Source organism: Salinisphaera sp. T5B8, assembly GCF_040361255.1.
Taxonomy (GTDB): domain Bacteria; phylum Pseudomonadota; class Gammaproteobacteria; order Nevskiales; family Salinisphaeraceae; genus Salinisphaera.
This window is the reverse complement of sequence record NZ_APNG01000007.1, coordinates 115,464-135,242: the sequence shown is the minus strand read 5'-3', so window position 1 is coordinate 135,242 and position 19,779 is coordinate 115,464. Positions and strand designations below refer to the sequence as shown.

At 62.9% G+C, this 19,779-nt stretch carries 16 protein-coding genes and 1 other RNA gene; 8 read left to right on the top strand and 9 right to left on the bottom strand.

The genetic code is table 11. The features are described 5' to 3' along the window. Positions 1 to 4: 4 nt before the first annotated feature. Positions 5 to 310, bottom strand: a complete 306-nt coding sequence (locus T5B8_RS08320) for an RnfH family protein (RefSeq protein WP_353177860.1) — start codon at positions 308 to 310, stop codon at positions 5 to 7. Beyond that, positions 307 to 1,689: a sodium-dependent transporter gene (locus T5B8_RS08315; protein ID WP_353177859.1), complete on the bottom strand. Its 1,383-nt coding sequence runs from the start codon at positions 1,687 to 1,689 to the stop codon at positions 307 to 309. The genes T5B8_RS08320 and T5B8_RS08315 overlap by 4 nt, the downstream gene beginning before the upstream one ends. 180 nt (positions 1,690 to 1,869) lie before the next feature. On the opposite strand from T5B8_RS08315, the gene smpB reads away from it, so the two are divergent. From smpB to T5B8_RS08300, 3 genes are all read left to right on the top strand, one after another. Next, a complete protein-coding gene (gene smpB, locus T5B8_RS08310) occupies positions 1,870 to 2,343 on the top strand; it encodes an SsrA-binding protein SmpB (RefSeq protein ID WP_353177857.1) in 474 nt (157 codons plus the stop codon). Positions 2,344 to 2,411: 68 nt separating this feature from the next. Next, positions 2,412 to 2,773, top strand: a transfer-messenger RNA (tmRNA) gene (gene ssrA, locus T5B8_RS08305). Between the two features lie 1,103 nt (positions 2,774 to 3,876). After that, complete coding sequence (locus T5B8_RS08300) at positions 3,877 to 5,658, top strand: potassium/proton antiporter (protein WP_353177855.1); 1,782 nt, start codon at positions 3,877 to 3,879, stop codon at positions 5,656 to 5,658. A gap of 63 nt (positions 5,659 to 5,721) precedes the next feature. On the opposite strand, the gene T5B8_RS08295 is transcribed toward T5B8_RS08300, so the two are convergent. Together T5B8_RS08295 and ppsR are read right to left on the bottom strand one after the other, a co-directional pair. Beyond that, positions 5,722 to 6,198: a DUF1249 domain-containing protein gene (locus T5B8_RS08295; protein WP_353177854.1), complete on the bottom strand. Its 477-nt coding sequence runs from the start codon at positions 6,196 to 6,198 to the stop codon at positions 5,722 to 5,724. 63 nt (positions 6,199 to 6,261) lie between these two features. Next, complete coding sequence (ppsR, locus tag T5B8_RS08290; RefSeq protein WP_353177852.1) at positions 6,262 to 7,098, bottom strand: posphoenolpyruvate synthetase regulatory kinase/phosphorylase PpsR; 837 nt, start codon at positions 7,096 to 7,098, stop codon at positions 6,262 to 6,264. A 145-nt stretch (positions 7,099 to 7,243) separates the two neighbouring features. Between ppsR and ppsA the strand changes: the two genes are divergently transcribed. The 4 genes from ppsA to T5B8_RS08270 all read left to right on the top strand — a co-directional run bounded on the left by ppsA (position 7,244) and on the right by T5B8_RS08270 (position 12,449). Continuing rightward, complete coding sequence (gene ppsA, locus T5B8_RS08285; RefSeq protein ID WP_353177850.1) at positions 7,244 to 9,616, top strand: phosphoenolpyruvate synthase; 2,373 nt, start codon at positions 7,244 to 7,246, stop codon at positions 9,614 to 9,616. A gap of 33 nt (positions 9,617 to 9,649) precedes the next feature. After that, positions 9,650 to 10,465 (top strand): sulfurtransferase, encoded by an 816-nt coding sequence (locus T5B8_RS08280; RefSeq protein WP_353177849.1) that lies wholly within the window; start codon positions 9,650 to 9,652, stop codon positions 10,463 to 10,465. 62 nt (positions 10,466 to 10,527) lie between these two features. After that, entirely contained in the window at positions 10,528 to 11,397 is an 870-nt protein-coding gene (locus T5B8_RS08275) for a DMT family transporter (protein WP_353177847.1), read from the top strand. 20 nt (positions 11,398 to 11,417) lie between these two features. Next, positions 11,418 to 12,449: an MBL fold metallo-hydrolase gene (locus T5B8_RS08270; protein WP_353177845.1), complete on the top strand. Its 1,032-nt coding sequence runs from the start codon at positions 11,418 to 11,420 to the stop codon at positions 12,447 to 12,449. Positions 12,450 to 12,498: 49 nt separating this feature from the next. Here the strand turns inward: T5B8_RS08270 and T5B8_RS08265 are convergent, their stop codons facing one another. From T5B8_RS08265 to T5B8_RS08245, 5 genes are all read right to left on the bottom strand, one after another. Then, a complete protein-coding gene (locus T5B8_RS08265; protein ID WP_353177844.1) occupies positions 12,499 to 14,175 on the bottom strand; it encodes a putative bifunctional diguanylate cyclase/phosphodiesterase in 1,677 nt (558 codons plus the stop codon). 99 nt (positions 14,176 to 14,274) lie between these two features. After that, positions 14,275 to 15,045, bottom strand: a complete 771-nt coding sequence (locus T5B8_RS08260; RefSeq protein ID WP_353177842.1) for a competence/damage-inducible protein A — start codon at positions 15,043 to 15,045, stop codon at positions 14,275 to 14,277. Positions 15,046 to 15,137: 92 nt separating this feature from the next. Further along, positions 15,138 to 16,907 (bottom strand): isocitrate dehydrogenase (NADP(+)), encoded by a 1,770-nt coding sequence (gene icd / locus T5B8_RS08255; protein WP_353177840.1) that lies wholly within the window; start codon positions 16,905 to 16,907, stop codon positions 15,138 to 15,140. Between the two features lie 76 nt (positions 16,908 to 16,983). After that, entirely contained in the window at positions 16,984 to 17,313 is a 330-nt protein-coding gene (gene grxD / locus T5B8_RS08250; RefSeq protein ID WP_353177838.1) for a Grx4 family monothiol glutaredoxin, read from the bottom strand. Between the two features lie 67 nt (positions 17,314 to 17,380). Then, on the bottom strand, positions 17,381 to 18,955 hold the full coding sequence (locus T5B8_RS08245; RefSeq protein ID WP_353177836.1) for a hydantoinase B/oxoprolinase family protein: 1,575 nt from the start codon (positions 18,953 to 18,955) through the stop codon (positions 17,381 to 17,383). Between the two features lie 159 nt (positions 18,956 to 19,114). Here T5B8_RS08245 and T5B8_RS08240 point away from each other — a divergent pair, with 159 nt between their 5' ends. Beyond that, a complete protein-coding gene (locus T5B8_RS08240; RefSeq protein ID WP_293627166.1) occupies positions 19,115 to 19,723 on the top strand; it encodes a superoxide dismutase in 609 nt (202 codons plus the stop codon). The last annotated feature ends 56 nt before the right edge of the window (positions 19,724 to 19,779 follow it).

The window sequence follows — 19,779 nt, the reverse complement described above, 5'->3', positions numbered from 1 at the left end:
CGCCCTAGTCGCTGCGCTCGCCGCGCCGGCGGGCATCCACCTTCGCACGCCGACGCTGGCGCGGATCGGCCGTGAGCGGGCGATAGAGCTCGAGCCGATCCCCATGCTTGAGGGTCTGTTCGGCCTTGATCTTGCGCCCGTACACGCCCAGCGCCGGCAACGGGTGGCCCACACGCTCGCGATACACCCGATCCAGCCCGCTCGCGCGCAAGGCCTGTTCGGCAGTGGCCGGCGCTGTCAGGTGCACGGTCTTGCGCAGGCATTCACCCGGCAACGCCAGCACGACCTCGATTGCCATCGTTTCGCTCACGGGAACCACACGATTTCGATCAGTCGCAGCGCGCCCAGCGCATAGGCGAGCACCAGAACCAGCACGATCCGGGTGGGATAGCGCAGCAGCGCATGCCAGATGGCAAAGCCGGTCGCCCGGCTGTATTCGCCGGCGTGCTGCCAGGCGTCGACCAGACGCTTGCGGGCCAGTACCCGCCCCATGAAGATACACAGCAACAAGCCCGTCAATGGTCCGATCAGCTGGGCGGTGGCCAGCATCAGCCAGCCGAACAGGTTGTAGCCGAACACGGTCAGCCGATGCAGCATGCCGAAGGACAACAGCGCTACCAGCCCCAGCAATGCCAGTGCGACGCCCGCATACAGCGCCGAGCGCAGGCGGCTGTAGCCCGACCGATGCTGGACCAGCTGTACGACCGGCTCGAACAGCCCGATCGCGGTCGATAGACTCACCAGCGCGACCAATACGAACATGATCGGCGCCTGCCAGCTGCCAGCCAGCGCTACCGGCAACGTTTCGAACAGGCTCTGAATGCCCACATCCAGATTGGCCCCGCTGTCGCCGACGAACACCGCCAGCATGAACGCGCAGGCCAGCGAAACCGCCAGATCAATCAACAGAATGAGCAGCGACAGACGTACCACCGGCGTATCGCTGGGCAGATAGCTGCCAAAACACACCACCACGCCGGTACCCAGGCTCAGGGTGAAAAACGCCTGATAGAGCGCTTCGAACACGCCGCGCCAGCTCAGCGCCGCGAAATCCACGGCGAATACCGCATGCAAGGCTGAAGATGCACGCGCGTCCATGAGCGACGACACCACCAGCGCGGTCAGTGCCATGAGCATACAGAACGCCAGCGTGCGCATGACCGGCTCCACGCCGCGGCGCAGACCGCGGGCCGCGGTCGCCGTGATCAGCGCGAAAAACAACAGCAGCCAGCCAAAGCCCCTTTCCGAATCGCGGGCGAAGGTCACGAACTGGGCATTCGCCGCGGCCACCGAACTGCCATCGAGCATGCCGGTCACGCCGCGCAGACTGTAGGCCAGACTCCAGGCCGCAACCACGCTGTAGGCCGCCAGCAGCAGGCCGGCCCCGAATACCGCCAGATAACCGCTCCAGATCCATACCCGCGAATGCGGCGTATTGCGTGTCCAGGCGGCGATCACCCCGGGCACATCTGCACGCGTGCCCCGCGCCATGAGCAGCTGCCCTGAAAACAGCGGCAGCCCCATGCTCAACAACGCGCCCACATACACCAGCAAAAATGCGCCCGCGCCGTAGTCCGACAACAGATACGGCAACCGCCAGAGATTACTCAGACTCACCACCGCCGCGATCATCGCGATCACGAAACGGGGCGACGACGACCACTGCGTGCGCTGGGCCAACGCCGCCATCAGTGCGCGGCGCCTTCGCTCGGGCGCACCGCCGCGATGGTGGTGCGCACACCGTACCCATACCTGCCGTGCAGGCTATGCCGCAATGGCGCTGACTTTGAGACGTGTGTGTGCAATGAATGATCGGCTGGCAAATCGTCCCCCGGTTACCTGCTTGCCCTGGCCCGCTATACTAAGGCCATGGCAAAGCAAAAAAACAGCAAACAGCCCAGTTCGACCATCGCGCTCAACAAGCGCGCGCGTCACGACTACTTCCTGGAAGAACGCCTGGAAGCCGGACTCGTGCTCGAAGGTTGGGAGGTCAAGGCACTGCGCGCCGGCAAGGGGCGCATCACCGAAGCCTATGTGCTGATCAAGGACGGCGAGGCGTTTCTGCTCGGCAGTCATATCCAGCCGCTGGAATCGGCCTCGACGCATGTGGTGGTAGATGCGACACGCACGCGCAAGCTGCTGCTGCACGACCGCGAACTGGCCACGCTCATCGGCGCGACCGAACAAAAAGGCTACACGGTCGTGCCGCTGGCAATGTACTGGAAGCGCGGCAAGGCCAAGCTCGAGATTGCGCTGGCCAAGGGCAAGGCCAACTACGACAAGCGCCAAACCAAGAAAGAAGCCGACTGGAATCGGCGCAAGGCCCAGATTCTGCGCACCTGATAACAGTCCGCTTGAATTTTCAGGCAGCGCCCGCACTTCGTTTGCTGTTACAATCTATCTGCCTTTTCGGGGGCGACATGGCTTCGACGCGGATGTCAAAACCCGAGGTGCATGCCGAGGTCGCAAATCAACCTCGTTAATCAATTTGCAACCTAAGCTAGTTGCGAACGACGACAACTACGCTCTAGCAGCTTAAAAGCCTGCTAGTGCCCGACCGGCAAGTGTCTGTACTTCCGGACCCGGGTATCGACTCTTACAGACTCGCGGCAAGGCCCCGCTTCGGGCCGACCCGTTAAGAGCAAACGAAGATACGCGCAGGTTTTCCCTTTTCGTCGGGTAACCTCGCGCCGACAATCAAAGACGAAATAAGCATGTAGACCCGAGGGTCGAGAATCCGCGGACGCGGGTTCGATTCCCGCCGCCTCCACCAATACGCCTGTTAAATCAGGCATGCAGGGCAGACCGGATGGTCTGCCCTTTTTCTTGCCCGGCATCTGCCACCGAGACGGCCTGTTCGTTTTCGGTGAAACCATGCCTGCGTAGCCAGCGGCTGCGTTGAAAACAGCTGACCCAAGCATGTTTTGGCGCCGGATTGATAGCGCGCCGGGCTACCACGCAAAAAGCCCACCATGCGCACCATGGCGGGCTTGCCGGCCACGCGGCTAGGAGATGCCCGTGGGCTTGAATACCGCTGCCGGCCGTCGGGGTTTTGTCACGCACGGCACTCGCCGACTAATCCGTGTCCGCCTATAGGGTTCGCACCCGGGCGACGGCAGCCCCGCTAAAATCCACAGACCCTCGGCGGGCCTGCCCACGTTACGCCACCACCGCGATCGCCGCGGGTACGGCGAACGCGGCGGTCGAATGAAATGCCAGGGTCCGCGCTCGGCCCTGGCGTCAATGGATCGCCGAACGGCATGCGCACCGACGCGGGGCCAAACCGCTGCAGACGATCGCGCCACGCCACACGACTTACCGCGTGGCGCCGGAACCGCTTCGCCTGGGCGAGCCGTTCGGCGCAAAGACCGCCGGCGCACCCGCTGCCCGCGTGGCCGGCAAGCCGCATGTACGGCGGCCGAGATCCAGGATCTTTCATACGCCCTGCCTCTCGCTGAAATTCGAGGTCGTCGAGCTGTCCCGCCGGTTGCGCGCTTATCACGCAAGGGGTTCGCCCCGACGCCTGCACCGTCCCGTTTGTCATCTCGAAGCCGGCGTCACACCGCCCCGAAAGATAAATGTAATCCTTTCACTTGATCGACGCCAACGGGCCGCTCGATATCCTATGCCCGCGCTGAACGCACTAAACCCCGCGCTCGATATTTACGCCCGGCTAACGCAACACTATGGGCCGAGCGTGGCCGGTTTATGCGTTCCTGTGGGGCCTGCCGAAGAGCCTAGGTAAAGCGATGTCTTCACCACGGCGTTTCGCGGACATAACCTATGGGCATGGCATAGTTAGGCTTCGCCCGTGTTGCCTGGTTGCCGGCACGGGCCCCAAGCACGCCGTTCGTCAAACGACCTTTCCCGGATTCGATGACCGATACCAACGTCATTCTCTTTTTTGTCGGCCTGCTGCTTTTTCTGAGCGTGGTCGCGAGTTCGCTGTCGCGGTTCGGTCCACCGTTGCTGCTGATCTTTCTGATGGTCGGCATGCTGGCCGGCCAGGACGGCCCCGGCCAGATCGATTTCAATAACGTGCCACTGGCGTTTTTCATCGCCAATCTGGCCCTGGCCATCATCCTGCTCGACGGCGGGCTGCGCACGCATTTGCAGACATTTCGGGTGGCCCTGTGGCCGGCGCTATCGCTGGCGACCGTCGGGGTATTGATATCGGCCTCGCTGGCCGGCGCGTTCATCGCGTTCTGGCTGGATCTGGACTGGCGCTACGGCTTGCTGCTGGGTTCGATCGTGGCCAGCACCGACGCGGCCGCAGTGTTCTCGCAGCTGCGCAATTCCGGGGTCACGCTCAACCAGCGTGTGAGCGCGACGCTGGAGATCGAATCCGGCACCAACGATCCGATGGCCATTTTCCTGGTCACGTTTTTGCTGGCTACCATCGATGCGAGCAAGGCGTTTTCGGCCTCGAGCATCTTCAGCGAGATCGCGGCCCAGTTCGGTATCGGCATCGCCGGCGGCCTGCTGCTGGGCTACGCCCTGTCGTTTCTGGCTGCGCGCATGCAACTGGTGGAAGGACTGTATGCCCTGCTGGTGGCCTCCGGCGGTTTGATGGCGTTCACCGCGATCAACCAGCTCGGGGGCAGCGGCTTTCTGGGCATTTATCTGGTTGGCCTGGTCGTGGGCAATCGGCGCAACCCGGCCACCGAGCATGTTTTTCGCGTCATGGACGGGCTGGCATGGCTGGCCCAGGCCGGGATGTTTTTGGTGCTCGGGCTGTTGGTAAACCCGCATCAGCTGTGGTCGCATGCCGGCTCGGCCGCGCTGGTGGCCCTGTTCCTGATGTTCGTCGCCCGTCCACTGGCGGTATGGCTGAGCCTGTTGCCCTTCAATTTTCCGTCCCGCGAACTGGGGTTCATTTCCTGGGTCGGCCTGCGCGGCGCGGTGCCGATCGTGCTGTCGCTGTTCCCTTTGATGGCCGAACTCGAAGGCGCACAGTTTCTGTTCGATATCACCTTCGCGGTGGTGCTGGTTTCGCTGATCGTTCAGGGCAGCTCGCTGGCCTGGACGGCGCGCCAGCTCAAGCTACAGGTGCCCCAGGAGCCCGGCCCCGCGGCGAGCTTCGGCTTTCTGGGCCGGCGCGGGCATAGCTATGTGCTGCTGGCGTTTCGTATCCAGCCGGCCTCGAGTCTGGCCGCCACCCAGGGCGAGGCGTTGCAACGCTTCGAGGGGCTACGCTGCATTGCGGTGACGCGATCGGCGCATTTGCTCTTTCCCAAGGCGCATTTCGTATATGCCGTGGGCGATCTGCTCTACCTGGTCACGCCCGCGAAACACAGTGACGAACTCGGCAAACTCTTTCGCGGCGATACCAAGCATGCGCCCGAAGCGCGGCGTTTTTTCGGCAGCTTCACGCTGCGTGGCGATGCCGCGATGTCGGAGCTGGCCGTTGTCTACAACCTTGGCCTGTCCGAGCATCACTGGGAGCTGTCGATCGCCGACTATATGCGCCGTCGGCTCAAGCGTCGTCCGGTGGAAGGCGATGTAGTCGATGTCGACGGGCTGCGCCTGACGGTGCGTTCGCTGCACGCGGGCATCATCGAAACCGTGGGTCTGCAGCTACACGACGACAGCGAAGCCGAAACCGAGCCGAAGTCGGCCAAGCGCCGACGCAGCGCGCCACCCGCCGAGGGCCGTTAAGGCCTCACCACGGCACAAGTTTGCGGACGGCGGGCAAGGTCGCGCGCTGCGGTTTGGTGTAGCTCAGTCGTGCGGCTGGCGCGGCCGATGAGCGCCGCCGAACCCGTGCCCCTGGGCCAGGCAGTAGGCCAGCCACTTGTTGAGCAACAGATTGCGCGGCCATTGCGTGGCGAGCACGTCTTCGTCGATTTCGGGCACGCCGGCGAGCGCGACATAGCGCGAGCGCGCATCGCAGGAAATAGCCTCGGCCAGCTGAGCGTCCTGATAGACACGCAGCAGCAGGTCGGGGTCAGCATGCAGGTCCTCGCCTTCGCCGAACCAGTAGGTCAGATGCACCGTGGTCGTGTAGCGGCAACGCTCGACCACGCGCAGATACAGCGTCGCATCGGCGCCGCGCGATTCGGCCGACTCGAAAGGCAGGTCCAGCTCCGGAACCAGCCGCTCGAAGCGCCGATAATTGCTTTCGTAGAGGCCCATCAGGCCCGTAAAGCTGCGCGGCTGCGCCGAAGCCAGCCAGTGATTGCGTTGAAGTGTGGGCATCTGTCGGACTATACGGCAGGCATGGCGCTTTTCAAATCGGGGCGCAGCATGCGCGTGCGCGGCTTAGAAGGAACGGCGCCGGATATTCTTGTCCTGCATGATCATGGTGGCGATCTCTTCGATCGACTTGTTGGTCGTTTCCGAGTACGACAAGCCGTGGCGCTTGTACAGGCTTTCGGCCTGGCGCAGTTCATAGGACACCTGCGGCAAGGCCGCGTACTGGCTACCCTTGCGGCGTTCGCTACGAATCTGGTGCAGGCGTTCGGCGTCGATCCACAGGCCGTAGAGCTTGTCCTTATGTTCGGCGAGCGCCGGCGGCAGCGTGCGCCGCTCCAGATCCTCTTCGGTGAGCGGATAGTTGGCGGCGTACACGCCGTGCTGCATGGCCAGATAGATACACACCGGCGTTTTGCCACAGCGCGACGGGGCGATGAGGATCACCTGGGCCTTGCGGTAGCCGTTCTCGCCCACGCCGTCGTCGTGAGTGAGCGCATAGTTCATCGCATCGATACGCGATTCGTAGATATCTTCGTCGGCGATGCCGTGGGCACGGCCTTCGCGATGGGTGGACTTGGTGTCCAGCGCGCCTTCCAGGGCCGGCACGAACTGATCGAACAGGTCCAGGAAGACCACGTTGCCTTCGCGCAGAATCTCGCGCACCTGTTCGCTGACCGTGGTCGAGAACACGATGGGTTTGAGTCCGCTCGCAGCACCGGTGTGCTCCATGTAGTCCAGCGCCGATCGCGCCTTGTCGGGCGTGTTGACGAACGGCAGTGTGGACTGGCGGAAAGAGCCTTCATCGAACTGGGTGAGCAACGTCGCGCCAAGGGTTTCGGCGGTAATGCCAGTGCGATCCGACAGGAAGAATATGGAGCGTTTGGGGGCATCGTTCGTGGTCATGAGCGCTATCGTGCACGAGCGTCGCAGCCACGCCTAGTGGTGGTGGGTCGTGCCGCCAGATTGTGCGCAATGCGTTTTTCGACCCGGCCGCGTGTTCGAATGTGTAAAATCGCGCTTTCGAACGTTTACCTGCGAGGACTCCATCTTGCAAAGCGAGCACGTGCTCTGGTTCAGCCAGCTGGGAATGAACGACGTCGAAACCGTCGGCGGCAAGAACGCATCGCTGGGCGAAATGATCAGCCATCTGGCCGATGCCGGCGTGAATGTGCCGGACGGCTTCGCCACCACCGCCGATGCCTATCGCCAGTTTCTTGCCCATGACGGCCTGGCGGATCGCATCAACGCCGCGCTCGACGCGCTCGACGTGGAGGATGTGGATGCACTCGCCGAAACCGGCGAGAAGATCCGTAACTGGGTGATCGACCACCCCTTCCCGCCCGAACTCGAAGCCGCGATCCGTGAATCGTTCGAAACGCTGTCGGGCGACAACCAGGACATTTCGGTGGCCGTGCGCTCGTCGGCGACCGCCGAGGATTTGCCGGATGCCTCGTTCGCGGGCCAGCAGGAAACCTTTCTCAATGTGCGCGGGCTCGACAACGTCATGCTCGCGATCAAGGACGTGTTCGCTTCGTTGTTCAACGACCGCGCGATCTCCTATCGCGTGCACAAGGGCTTCGAGCACAGCCAGGTCGCACTCTCGGCCGGCATCCAGCGCATGGTGCGTTCGGATACGGGCGCGTCGGGCGTGATGTTCACCATCGATACCGAATCCGGTTTCGATCAGGTCGTGTTCATCACCAGTTCCTGGGGGCTGGGCGAAGCCGTGGTCCAGGGTGCGGTCAACCCGGACGAGTTCTATGTCTACAAGCCGAACGTGGACGCCAAGCGCCCGGCGATCCTGCGCCGGGTGAACGGCGGCAAGGCCGTAAAGATGGTCTATACCGCCGATCGCAGCCACGGCAAGACGACTGAATTCGTCGATGTCGAGGCCGCCGATCAGGCCAAGTTCTCGATTACCGATGCCGATGCCGAGGCCCTGGCGGCCCAGGCATTGATCATCGAGCGCCATTACGGGCGCCCGATGGATATCGAATGGGGCAAGGACGGCGAAACCGGCGAACTGTATATCCTGCAGGCCCGCCCGGAGACGGTGAAGTCGAATAGCGGCGGCACACTGGAACGCTATCAGCTGGATTCCGCCGGGCGCGAGGTACTCGTCGAAGGTCGTTCGATCGGCCAGCGCGTGGGTGCCGGCAAGGTACGCAACGTCAAGTCCATCAAGGAAATGAACAAGGTCCAGGCGGGCGATATCCTGGTCACCGACATGACCGACCCGGACTGGGAGCCGGTCATGAAACGCGCCTCGGCGATCGTGACCAACCGCGGCGGGCGTACCTGTCACGCGGCGATCATCGCCCGCGAGCTGGGTATTCCGGCCGTGGTTGGCTCGGGCAATGCCACCGAGAAGCTCAGCGACGGCATGGCCGTGACCGTCTCCTGCGCCGAAGGCGATACGGGCTATGTCTATGACGGCGAGATCGACTTCAACGTCGACGAGGTCTCGCTCGACAAGATGCCCGAGATCGCGACGAAGATCATGATGAACGTGGGCAACCCCGAGCGCGCCTTCGACTTCGCCATGACCCCGAATGCCGGCGTGGGCCTGGCCCGGCTGGAATTCATCATCAACCGCCAGATCGGCGTGCATCCGCGCGCGCTGCTCGAATACGACGAGCAGCCCGACGATCTGAAAAAGACCATCGATGCGCATATCGCCGGCTATGCCAGCCCGGTGGAGTTCTATATCGATCGTCTGGTGGAAGGCATTGCCACGATCGCCGCGGCCTTCGCGCCCAAGCCGGTGATCGTGCGCCTGTCGGACTTCAAGTCCAACGAATACGCCAACCTCATCGGCGGCGAACGTTTCGAGCCGGACGAGGAAAATCCGATGATCGGCTGGCGCGGTGCCTCGCGCTATCTGGCCGAGGATTTCACCCCCTGCTTCGAACTCGAACTGGCTGCGGTCAAGCGCGTACGCGAGGACATGGGTCTGAAGAACGTCCAGATCATGATCCCGTTCGTACGTACGCTCGGCGAGGCCAAGGGCGTGACCGATCTGCTGGCCCAGCACGGCCTCAAGCGCGGCGAAGACGAGCTCAAGATCATCATGATGTGCGAGCTGCCCTCGAACGCGATTCTGGCCGATCAGTTCCTCGAGTATTTCGACGGCTTCTCGATCGGCTCCAACGACATGACCCAGCTGTCGCTGGGCCTGGATCGCGACTCGGGACTGATCTCGCATTTGTTCGACGAACGCGACCCAGCGGTCAAGGTGATGCTGGAAAAAGCGATCGCGGCCTGCAAGCGCAACAACAAATACGTCGGCATCTGTGGCCAGGGCCCGTCCGATTATCCGGATCTGGCCAAATGGCTACTCGAACAGCAGATCGAAAGCATGTCGCTGAACCCGGATACCGTGGTCAGCACCTGGTTGTATCTGGCCGGCGAAAGCGTCTAGTCGCACGCCTGTCAGCCGCTTCGAGGAGATTGCATGACCGCCAAACTGCCGTTGTTCGTCGATGCCGAGGACCTGCGTGCGGTCATCGACGAACCGGACATCCAGATTGTGGCGGTCGACAGCGCCCGCGATTATGCCCAGGCGCATATCCCGGGCGCGCTACAGATCGCGGCGAGCGACTTCATCGCCAGCGCGCCGCCAGTCGCCGGCCTGTTGCCGGACAGCGAACGCCTGGCCGAGGTCTTTTCCGACGCCGGCCTGCGTAACGACGCCCATATCGTGGCCTACGATCGGGCCGGCGATGCCCAGGCCGCACGCCTGCTCTATACGCTGGATGCCATGGGCCATGGCGCGATCTCGCTGCTCGATGGTGGCCTGGCCGCCTGGCACCAGGCCGGCCTGGCGCTCGATGCCGGCCCACCCCAGGCGGGCGCGAGTTCATTCGCCGTCGAGCGCCAGGCTGATCGTATTGCCGATCGCGAATGGATCATGTCGCATCTGGATGACGACGACGTGGCGTTTCTCGACGTGCGCAGCGCCGCAGAATACGCCGGGGCGGATGTGCGAAGCGCGCGCGGCGGTCATATCCCGGGCGCAATCAATCTCGACTGGAACCTGCTCAAGGGCGATGACGGGCGGCTGCGCCCACGTAGCGAACTGCTACAGCTCATCGCCGATCACGATATCGAAAGCGAGCGCGATATCGTCAATTATTGCCAGAGCCATATGCGCTCGTCCTATACCTATCTGGTGCTCAAATACCTCGGCTTCGACAAGGTCCGTGGCTACCCCGGAGCCTGGTCTGACTGGGGCAATGCTACCGATACCCCCGTCAACGACAGCCGCTAGCGCGTGGCCGATGCGAGGCCCGTGCGCAAACGCACGCAGCCCTGGCGCGTAGCGCCATTGCCATGACCACCGCCGCCACCGATCTGCGCCGCGGTGCACTCCTGGCCGTCGCCGGCGCGGGCGCGTTTGCCGTGGTCAGCGCCTGTGTAAAGCTCGTCGGCGGCGAGCTGCCCAATCCCGTGGTGGTGTTCTTTCGCAACCTGTTCGCCCTGGTCGTGTTATTGCCCTGGCTGGCGCGGCGTGGGCCGAGCGCGGTGTCGATGCGTACCGCGCGCCCGGGCATGCACCTGCTGCGCGCGGCCACCGGGCTCGGCGCGATGTATTGCTTTTTCTATGCCCTGTCGCAGATGCCGTTGGCCAGCGCGGTGTTGCTCAATTACAGCCAGCCGCCGTTTCTACCGTTCATTGCCTGGCTGTGGCTGGGCGAGCGTCCCGCCACACGTATCTTCCCGGCCGTGCTGATCGGCTTTATCGGGGTGCTGCTCATCCTCAAGCCCGGCCTGGGCTGGCAGGGGCCGGCCGGGCTCGCGGGCCTGGCGGCCGGCATTCTCGCGGCCACATCCATGGCCGCGATCCGGCGCATGTCGGATACCGAGCCGACGGTACGTATCGTGATGTATTTCAGCGTGCTCGGTACGCTGGTTTCGGCGTTGCCGGCCATCGCGGCATGGCAGACACCCACGCCAGGCCAATGGCTGGCCCTGTTCGGCGCCGGCAGTATTGCCACGGCCGGCCAACTGCTGCTTACGCGGGCCTATAGCCTGGCGCCCGCGGCCCATATCGGCGCCTTGATCTATACGACCGTGTTGTTCGCGGCCCTGATCGGCTGGATCTTCTGGCAGGAAACGCCCGATTTGTTGAGCGCGCTCGGGGCGGCGTCGGTGATCTGTGCCGCACTGATCGTGGTCGTCACGCGTCGGCAACGCGCCTAGTTTTCACTACGGGGCATGCCATGAAACAGCCGCTTCTTACGTTAACCAATCGAGTGGTCGACCGAATCGCGGGCGGCTATCGCGGCCGGGTGAGTGATCATTTCGACAGCCGGCGTTTTCACAATGCACGCCCGATCACCCACAGCGCGGGCGATCTGTTGCGCTGGTGGCGCAATCGCGAAAACCACCCCTGGCAACGGATCGAACAATTCGTGCCGCCGCCCGCACCGCCGCAGCGGGTCGAGAAGGGCCTGCGCGTTACCTGGATTAACCACGCCACCGTACTTATCCAGGCGGGCGGCCTGAACCTGCTCACGGACCCGATCTTTTCCGAGCGGGCCAGCCCGCTGTCCTGGGCTGGTCCGCGCCGCTATCACCCACCGGGCGTTGCGTTCGACGATCTGCCGCCCATCGATATCGTGGCCATCAGTCACGCCCATTACGATCATCTCGACCGCGCGTCAGTGGCTCGGCTGGTCGCGCGTTTTGATCCGCATTTCGTCGTGCCGCTGGGTGTGGATGGCTATCTCGCGCGTTTCGGCGCGCAACGGATTACCTGCGGCGACTGGTGGCAGGATGTCGAATTGAACGATCGGCTGCGCCTGACCATCACGCCGGCCCAACACTGGTCACGGCGCGGCCTGCTCGATCGCAACCGGAGCTTGTGGGCAGGTTTCTGGTTCGATACGCCAGCCGGCGCCGTCTATTTCGCCGGCGATACCGGCATGGGGCCGCATTTCGGCACCATTCGTGAACGCCTGGGTGCACCGCGCGTCGCCCTGTTGCCAATCGGCGCCTACGAACCGCGCTGGTTCATGGCCCCACAACACATGAACCCGGCCGACGCCGTCGATGCCCATCAGCAGCTGAGCGCGCAGCAGAGCGTCGGTATTCACTTTGCCACCTTCAAACTGACCGACGAGGGCCAGGCAGAGCCGGCGCGAGCACTGGCGCGCGCCCGCGATGCGGCCGGGCTGAACACAGACCGTTTTATCGTCCCGACATTCGGCCAGGCCTTTGTTATCGCGCCCGTCGCGCATAAGACCGGCTAGCCAGCCGGCAAGGCCGACCACATGGCACTGGCACCGGGCCGACCGGCGCTTACCGGCTGTGCGATGACTCGCCGACCGCGACCGCCCGCGATTGGTGATGCAGTTGCCACTCGGCTAGCCATTCGCGCAGCTTGTCGATAGGCATCGGCCGGCCCATGTAGTAGCCCTGGATGATGTCGCAGCCCAGCTCACGCAGACGCACGCTCTGGTTTTCGTGCTCGATGCCCTCGGCAACCGCACGCAGACCCAGCGCATGGCCGAGTTCGATCGTGCCCTTGACGATGGCCAGGTCCGTATCGGACTCGAGCATGTCGGTCACGAACGAGCGATCGATCTTGATCTCGCTGGCCGGCAGACGTTTGAGATAGGTCAGCTGCGAATAGCCCGTGCCGAAATCGTCGATCGAGATATGGATGCCCATATTCGAGACACGGGTGACCACATCCATGGTACGGCGCTGATCGGACATCAGCGTATCTTCGGTAATCTCGATGGTGAGCACTTCCGAGGGCACATCGTATTCGGCCAGCAGGGCCGCCAACACGTCCGGGAACTCCGGGTCGAGCAGTGAGCGCGCCGACAGATTCACCGACACGCCGATCGACCAGCCTTCCTTGCGCAAGGCGGCGTTGTATTCCAAGGCGCGCCGCAAGACCCATTTCGACAGGTCATGCATGAGCCCGGCGCGTTCGGCGCGGGGAATGAACTCGCCCGGCGGCAGGAAACCGCGACGCGGGTGCTGCCAGCGTACCAGCGCTTCCACCCCGTGCACTTCGTCGGCCTGGATATCGATCAGCGGCTGCAGATACAGCACCAGCTGATCCTCATCGATCGCCGCGCGCAGTTCGGCGCTGAGGCTGTGCATTTCGGCGTCCTCGACCGGCAACGCCGTCTGCACCAGCTCGAAGCCGCCGCCGCCTGCCTTGGCGTGCTGCATGGCACCGTCCGCGGCATTGACCAGCCCATAGGAATCGGTGGCGTGATCGGGATACACCGCACCGCCGATACTTGCCGCCAGATTCAACGAGAGCTTGTCGAGGGTGCACGGCGGCGCGAGTACATCCTGTATACGCGCCGCCATGTCTTCGAGCACGCCATTGGAATGCAGCGTATCGATGGCCAGTCCAAAGCTGTCGCCGCTCAGACGCGCAAGCACGGCGCCGGTGTTTTCCACCGCATTGGACAGCCGACGGGCCACGCTCTTGAGCACGCGATCGCCATTGGCCGCACCGAACTGGTCGTTGACTTCGGAGAAGCCGTCGAGATCGAGCACGATCACGCCGACGCGGGTGCGATCCAGCTGTGCGGTTTGCAGGGCAGCGTCGAGCTGCTTGAGAAAATGGCCGCGGTTAGCCAGCCCGGTGAGCGCATCTTCCTGTTCGAGGCGACGGGCTTCGGCTTGCAGGGCGACTTTCTCGTTGTCGTCACCGGCACGCTTGCGTGGTCGCTGATTGTCGGTATCGCTCGAAAAAGTTGCGCCAAACCCTTGCCCCCAAAGGGCAAAGATAAAAGGAACCGCATCCAGGGCAAGCAACATCGGATTATGCGTCTGCGCCGCATAGAGGCCGGCCGGCGTCAGCGGCAAACCGGTGAGCATCGCGGCCGCAATCGTGGCCACAAGCACGGCCGCCAGTGCGATGGCAAATGCGTACAGCGCATAGCGCGAAATGCCGCCGCGAAAGATCGACGTCACCCGTGACATAAATTCGGCATTCGATTGCTGCAAAACGCTCTCCCCCGGGGCGAGTCGTTCGACTCTAGCACCGGCAGCACTAAAAGATATCGCGATTCAACCCTGTATATTCGCGCCAGCCTGTGTGGACGCTTACGGCCGGCCGCGCCCCAGCGGGACGCCAGCCGTATCGAGCGCATCGATCAGCGCCCTGAAGGCATTATCGGCAGCAACCGGCCTTCCCCGTACCCCAAATTCGATAGAACGCTTGCCACTGGCGTTGGGCAGGCAGGCAATTCGCACGTCGGGATGGGCATCCATGACCTGCTGCATGAGATCGATCAACGCGCTTTCCGGGGTGTCGAGCACTTCGACGAGCCGCTCGATATTGCGCTCTTCGCTTTGCAGATGCCGATAGTGGGTATCCAATACCCACTCGATCATCGGCCAGGCCATATTCGGGAAGCCCGGCACGAAATGATGGTGGCCGAAGGAGAATCCGGGCACCTGATTGACGGGGTTAGGGATCACGCGCGCGCCCACCGGCCATTCGACCATATGAATACGCTTGGGATAGGCTGCGTCGCCGAAGCGAGCTTCCAGTAATGCCCGACCCTCGGCGTTGAATTCGAGCGCCACGCCGGCAGCCGCTGCGGCGCATTGGCGCGTCCGATCATCGGGCGTCGCGCCAATACCACCGAAACTGAACACGATATCGTTGCTCGCCATCGTTTCGCGCAACGTCGTTTCCAGTAGCCCGGCATCGTCGCCCACCATACGCGCCCAAGACAGCTCCATGCCGCGCGCATCGAGGATCTCGATGACCTGCGGCATGTGCTTGTCCTGACGCTTGCCCGAAAGCAGCTCATCACCGATGAGTACGATCCCGATGCGCTGCGGTGCAGAAGATGGCAGGTGGTCCACTCGGTGCAAAGCCTCGTTGTTATTTATTGGATACAAACAAGCGGGCCACGTCGAAACGTGGCCCGCGTGCATCAACTCATGTCATGCCGACATCAGGCTTCCGGCAACCAACCGGACTGCTCGATGGCACCGAAGATATCGGTTTCGGTGGTGATGCCCATCGGCTCGCCATCCTTGCCGGCCACCAGCAGACGGCTGATGTTCTTTTCGGCAATGGTGTTGGCGGCGGCACGCAGATCGGTTTCGGGCGCAACCGTGACCACCGGCCGCGAGGCGATCTCGCCCACGGTGAGATCGGTCGGCGATTTACCTTCGCGTACGATCTTGGTGACGATATCGCGACGGGTCATGATGCCCCACTCGCCGGAATCGTTGGGCTCGACCACCAGCGATGAGACTTCATTCTTGCGCATTTCGTGCATGGCATCATGCACGCTGGTGTCGTCGGTGACCGTGATCAGCGAACGCGTCATCACGTCCGATACGCTGGTGGGCGTACGTCCGCTGGCGATCATTTCTTCCATGGGCTGAAGCAGACGACGGATTTCGCGCTGCTTGCGCTCGCGGGCGAGCTTTTCGCTGCGCTGCTTGCGCTTGGTTTCCAGATCGATACCGCCGTTGATCTGCTCGATCAGCGCATCGGCGAATTCCTTGGTACCGACTTCGGTGGCGCCTTCCATGTTGCGGGCGAAATCGTAGGTCACGATCTTGTCCGCGAGCACTTCCGGGTAGGCCAGCGAAATCAGGTCGGCGGCTTCCTGCCAGCCGATGTACTCGAGCATGTTCACGCCCGAAAACAGCAGCGAACCCGGGTTGACCTTGTTCTTGTCGGCGTACTTGGGTGCGGTGCCGTGGGTGGCCTCGAACACGGCGATGTTGTCGGACATGTTGGCGCCGGGGGCGATACCGATACCGCCGACCTCGGCCGCCGCGGCGTCCGAGAGATAGTCGCCGTTGAGGTTCATGGTGGCCAGCACGTCGAAATCATCCGGGCGCAGCAGCATGAGCTGGAAGATGATGTCGGCGATACGATCCTTGATCACGATCTTGCCTTCCGGCTGGCGACCGTTGTACTCGGCGTAGAGCTGGTCTTCGGTGATCGTGCAGTGGCCGAATTCCTCGCGGGCGACTTCATAACCCCAGGCACGGAAGGCGCCCTCGGTGAACTTCATGATGTTGCCCTTGTGCACCAGCGTCACCGATTCGCGGCCGTTGTCGATCGCGTACTGGATGGCCTTGCGCACCAGGCGCTTGGTGCCGAATTCGGAAATGGGCTTGATGCCCAGGCCCGCGTCGTCGAAGAAGTCGGCCTTCATTTCCTCCTTGAGGAACTTGGCCAGCTTCTTGTTCTCGTCGGTACCGGACTGGTACTCGATGCCGCAGTAGACGTCTTCGGTGTTCTCGCGAAAGATCACCACGTCGACCTTGCCCGGGTCCTTGAGCGGCGACGGCACGCCGGTGTAGTGGCGTACCGGGCGCACGCAGGCATACAGATCCAGTTCCTGGCGCAGCGAGACGTTGAGCGAACGAAAGCCCTCGCCCACCGGCGTGGTCAGCGGGCCCTTGATGGACACCCACAGATCCTTGATCGCTTCCAGGGTTTCGGCCGGGAAGTAGTCGCCGTCATAGACCTTGGCGGCCTTCTCGCCCATGAACAGCTCGGCCCAATGGATCTTGCGCTTGCCGCCATAGGCTTTTTCCACTGCAGCATCCCAGATGCGCAGACAAGCCTTGGTGATATCGGGGCCGATCCCGTCGCCCTCGACATAGCCGAGGATCGGGTTGTCCGGCACATTCATCTGATCGTTTTCGACGGTGATCTTCTGACCGTCTTCGGGCAAGCGTACGTGCTTGTAGGCCATTAGCCGCTACTCCTTGTGAATCATGTCGCGCAAAAACTTGCGCCGCCGGCAACAGCCGACGGCGCGAAAATTGTTATCAGGCCTTGTTGGCCGCCTCTTCGAGCAGCGTCTTGAGCTCGCCGGACTGGAACATGTCGATGACAATATCCGAGCCGCCCACCAGCTCGCCGTCGACGAACAGCTGCGGGATGGTCGGCCAGTTCGAGTAGATCTTCACGCCCTGGCGATAGATCTCTTCGTCGTCGAATACGTTGACCGCCTTGAACGGTACGCCACAGGCCTTGAGCGCCTCGGCGCTGCGTGCGGAGAAACCGCACTGCGGGAAGTCCGGCGTGCCTTTCATGTACAGCACGATCGGATTGTTCTCGACCTCGTTCTTGATGATTTCCATTGCTTTCGCGCTCATGGCGTTATCCTCTGATTCGAAAATCTGTTTAGCTGATCGCGATTATAACGCGCCTGTCGAGGCCTCGTTACGACGAAGTGCCGTAACCGCCGCCGCCGGCCGAGGCCACGGCCAGTCGTTGCCCGGCATCAGCCACGCCCGTGCATTTGGGCGCGAGTGATTCGCCGTCGAGGTGATTCTCGCCAACTGCGCCATCGCCGCCACCGTCGCGCCCCCATGGCGCATGCCGACGACGCTCGGCGAGCACGGTGTAGCTCGCCTGTTCGAGAAACTCGATCTCGCGAATCAAACCGTCGCCGCCGCGTTGCGCGCCGGCCCCGCCGCTGCCGCGGCGTAGCGCATAGCGACACATACGCAGCGGAAAATGCCGCTCGAGCACTTCCACAGGCGTATTCAACGTGTTGGTCATATGGGCCTGAACGCCGCTTGCGCCAGCGCGATTCGGCCCGGCGCCGAGCCCGCCGCCCATGGTTTCATAATAGTCCCAGGGCGTATCCGACCGATGCGAACCCAGCGCGACGTTGTTCATACTGCCGTGACTAGCGGCCGGTATCCGGTCGCCGATTGCCTGGGCCAACGCGCCGAGCACGGCATCGACCACGCGCTGGCTGGTTTCCACATTCCCCGCCGCCACGGCATGGGGTGCCCGGGCATTGAGCAGACAGCCCTCGGGCGCACTGATCTGAATATCGTCGAACGCGCCCGCACAGGCCGGTACCTGATCCGGCATCAGGCAACGAAAGACATATAGCGTGCCCGCCGCAGTGACCGACAGCGGACAGTTGACGTTGCCGGCCGTCTGGTCGGCGCTACCGGCGAAATCCACCGCGATGCGGCCGTTGTCGATATCGATACGACAGGCAATGGCGAGATCGGTATTGCCCTGGCCATCGTCATCGAGCACATCGGTGAATTCGTAGCGGCCATCGGGCAGTTCGCGCAGGGCGCTCGCCGCCAGCGCACGGGCATAGTCGTTGTATTCGCCCAGCTGTTTCTTGAATGCCGCCACGTCGGCGTCGCCGCCCTCGCCGATTAACGCCGACAAGCGCTTGAGCCCGATTCGGTTGGCCGCGATCTGAGCACTGAAATCGCCGCGCGCGATCGGCGGGTTGCGCAGATGTTCCAGCCAGCCGCCCAGCACCGATTCGTCGATCGCGTCATCGTCGACCAGCGCTACCGGCGCGATCACAAGCCCTTCTTCGTCGAGGTTCTTCGCCAACGGCATGGAACCGGGCGAGTCGGCGCCAATATCGGCATGGTGCGCCCGGTTGGCCACGAACGCGACCAGTTCGTCGCCCACGAACAGCGGCGCAATCAGGGTGACGTCCGGCAGATGTGTGCCACCCAGATACGGATCGTTGAGCGCGATCATCTGCCCCGGCGCCCAGTCGCGCGCGGCCACGATATCGGCCATGGCATAGGCCATGCTGCCCAGATGCACCGGAATATGCGCGGCCTGCGCGCACAGCCGCCCCTGGGCGTCGAACACCGCGCAGGAGTAATCCAGGCGATCGCGGATATTGGGCGAAAACGCTGCCTGCGCCAGGCTCGCCCCCATCTCCTCACACACAGCCGTGATCCGGCTGGCAAAGATCGCCAGTTCGATGGCGTTGGCGGGCTTGGCGGTGACGCTTGTATTCATACGCGCGAGTCTAGCAATGCCGCGAGCAAAGAGCAGAGATATCGCCGCACTGTCTGGGCGACCACCGCTGGGATATGTGCTCGCGCTTTGAAAAATGACGAACAAACCCTATATAACTAGTCGGCGTTGATTCACTCATCTCAATACAAGGGATACGTCATGGCATTCGAACTGCCCGATCTACCGTATGACTACGATGCGCTCGAACCGTATATCGACGGTCGTACGATGGAGATCCATTACGAGAAGCATCACAACGCTTATCTGACCAAATTCAAGAAGGCCATCGAAGGCACGGAACTCGAAGACCAGGATCTGGAAACGATCCTCTCGAAGGCCGGCCAGCACGGCCCGGGCGTGCGCAACCAGGGTGGCGGCTATTACAACCACATTCTGTTCTGGGACAGCATGTCCCCGTCCGGCGGCGGCAAGCCGACCGGCGGCCTGGGTACGGCCATCGACTCCAGCTTCGGCTCCTTCGATGCGTTCAAGGAAGAGTTCACGAACGCGGCCACCGGTCTGTTCGGTTCGGGCTTCGTATGGCTCGTGCCGCAGGGCAACCAGCTCAAGATCGTGTCCACCCAGAACCAGGACAACCCGATCATGGACGTCGTGTCCGAGTCCGGTAAGCCGGTCATGGGCCTGGACGTCTGGGAGCATGCCTTCTATCTGAAGTACCAGAACCGCAAGCCCGAATACGTGGACGCCTGGTGGAACGTCGTCAACTGGGACGGCATCGCCAAGCGCTACGACGAGCAGGTCGACTAGAACGATCCGCAGTTTGCGCTAGAATACGGCCCCGTCGCGTTGCGGCGGGGTCGTTT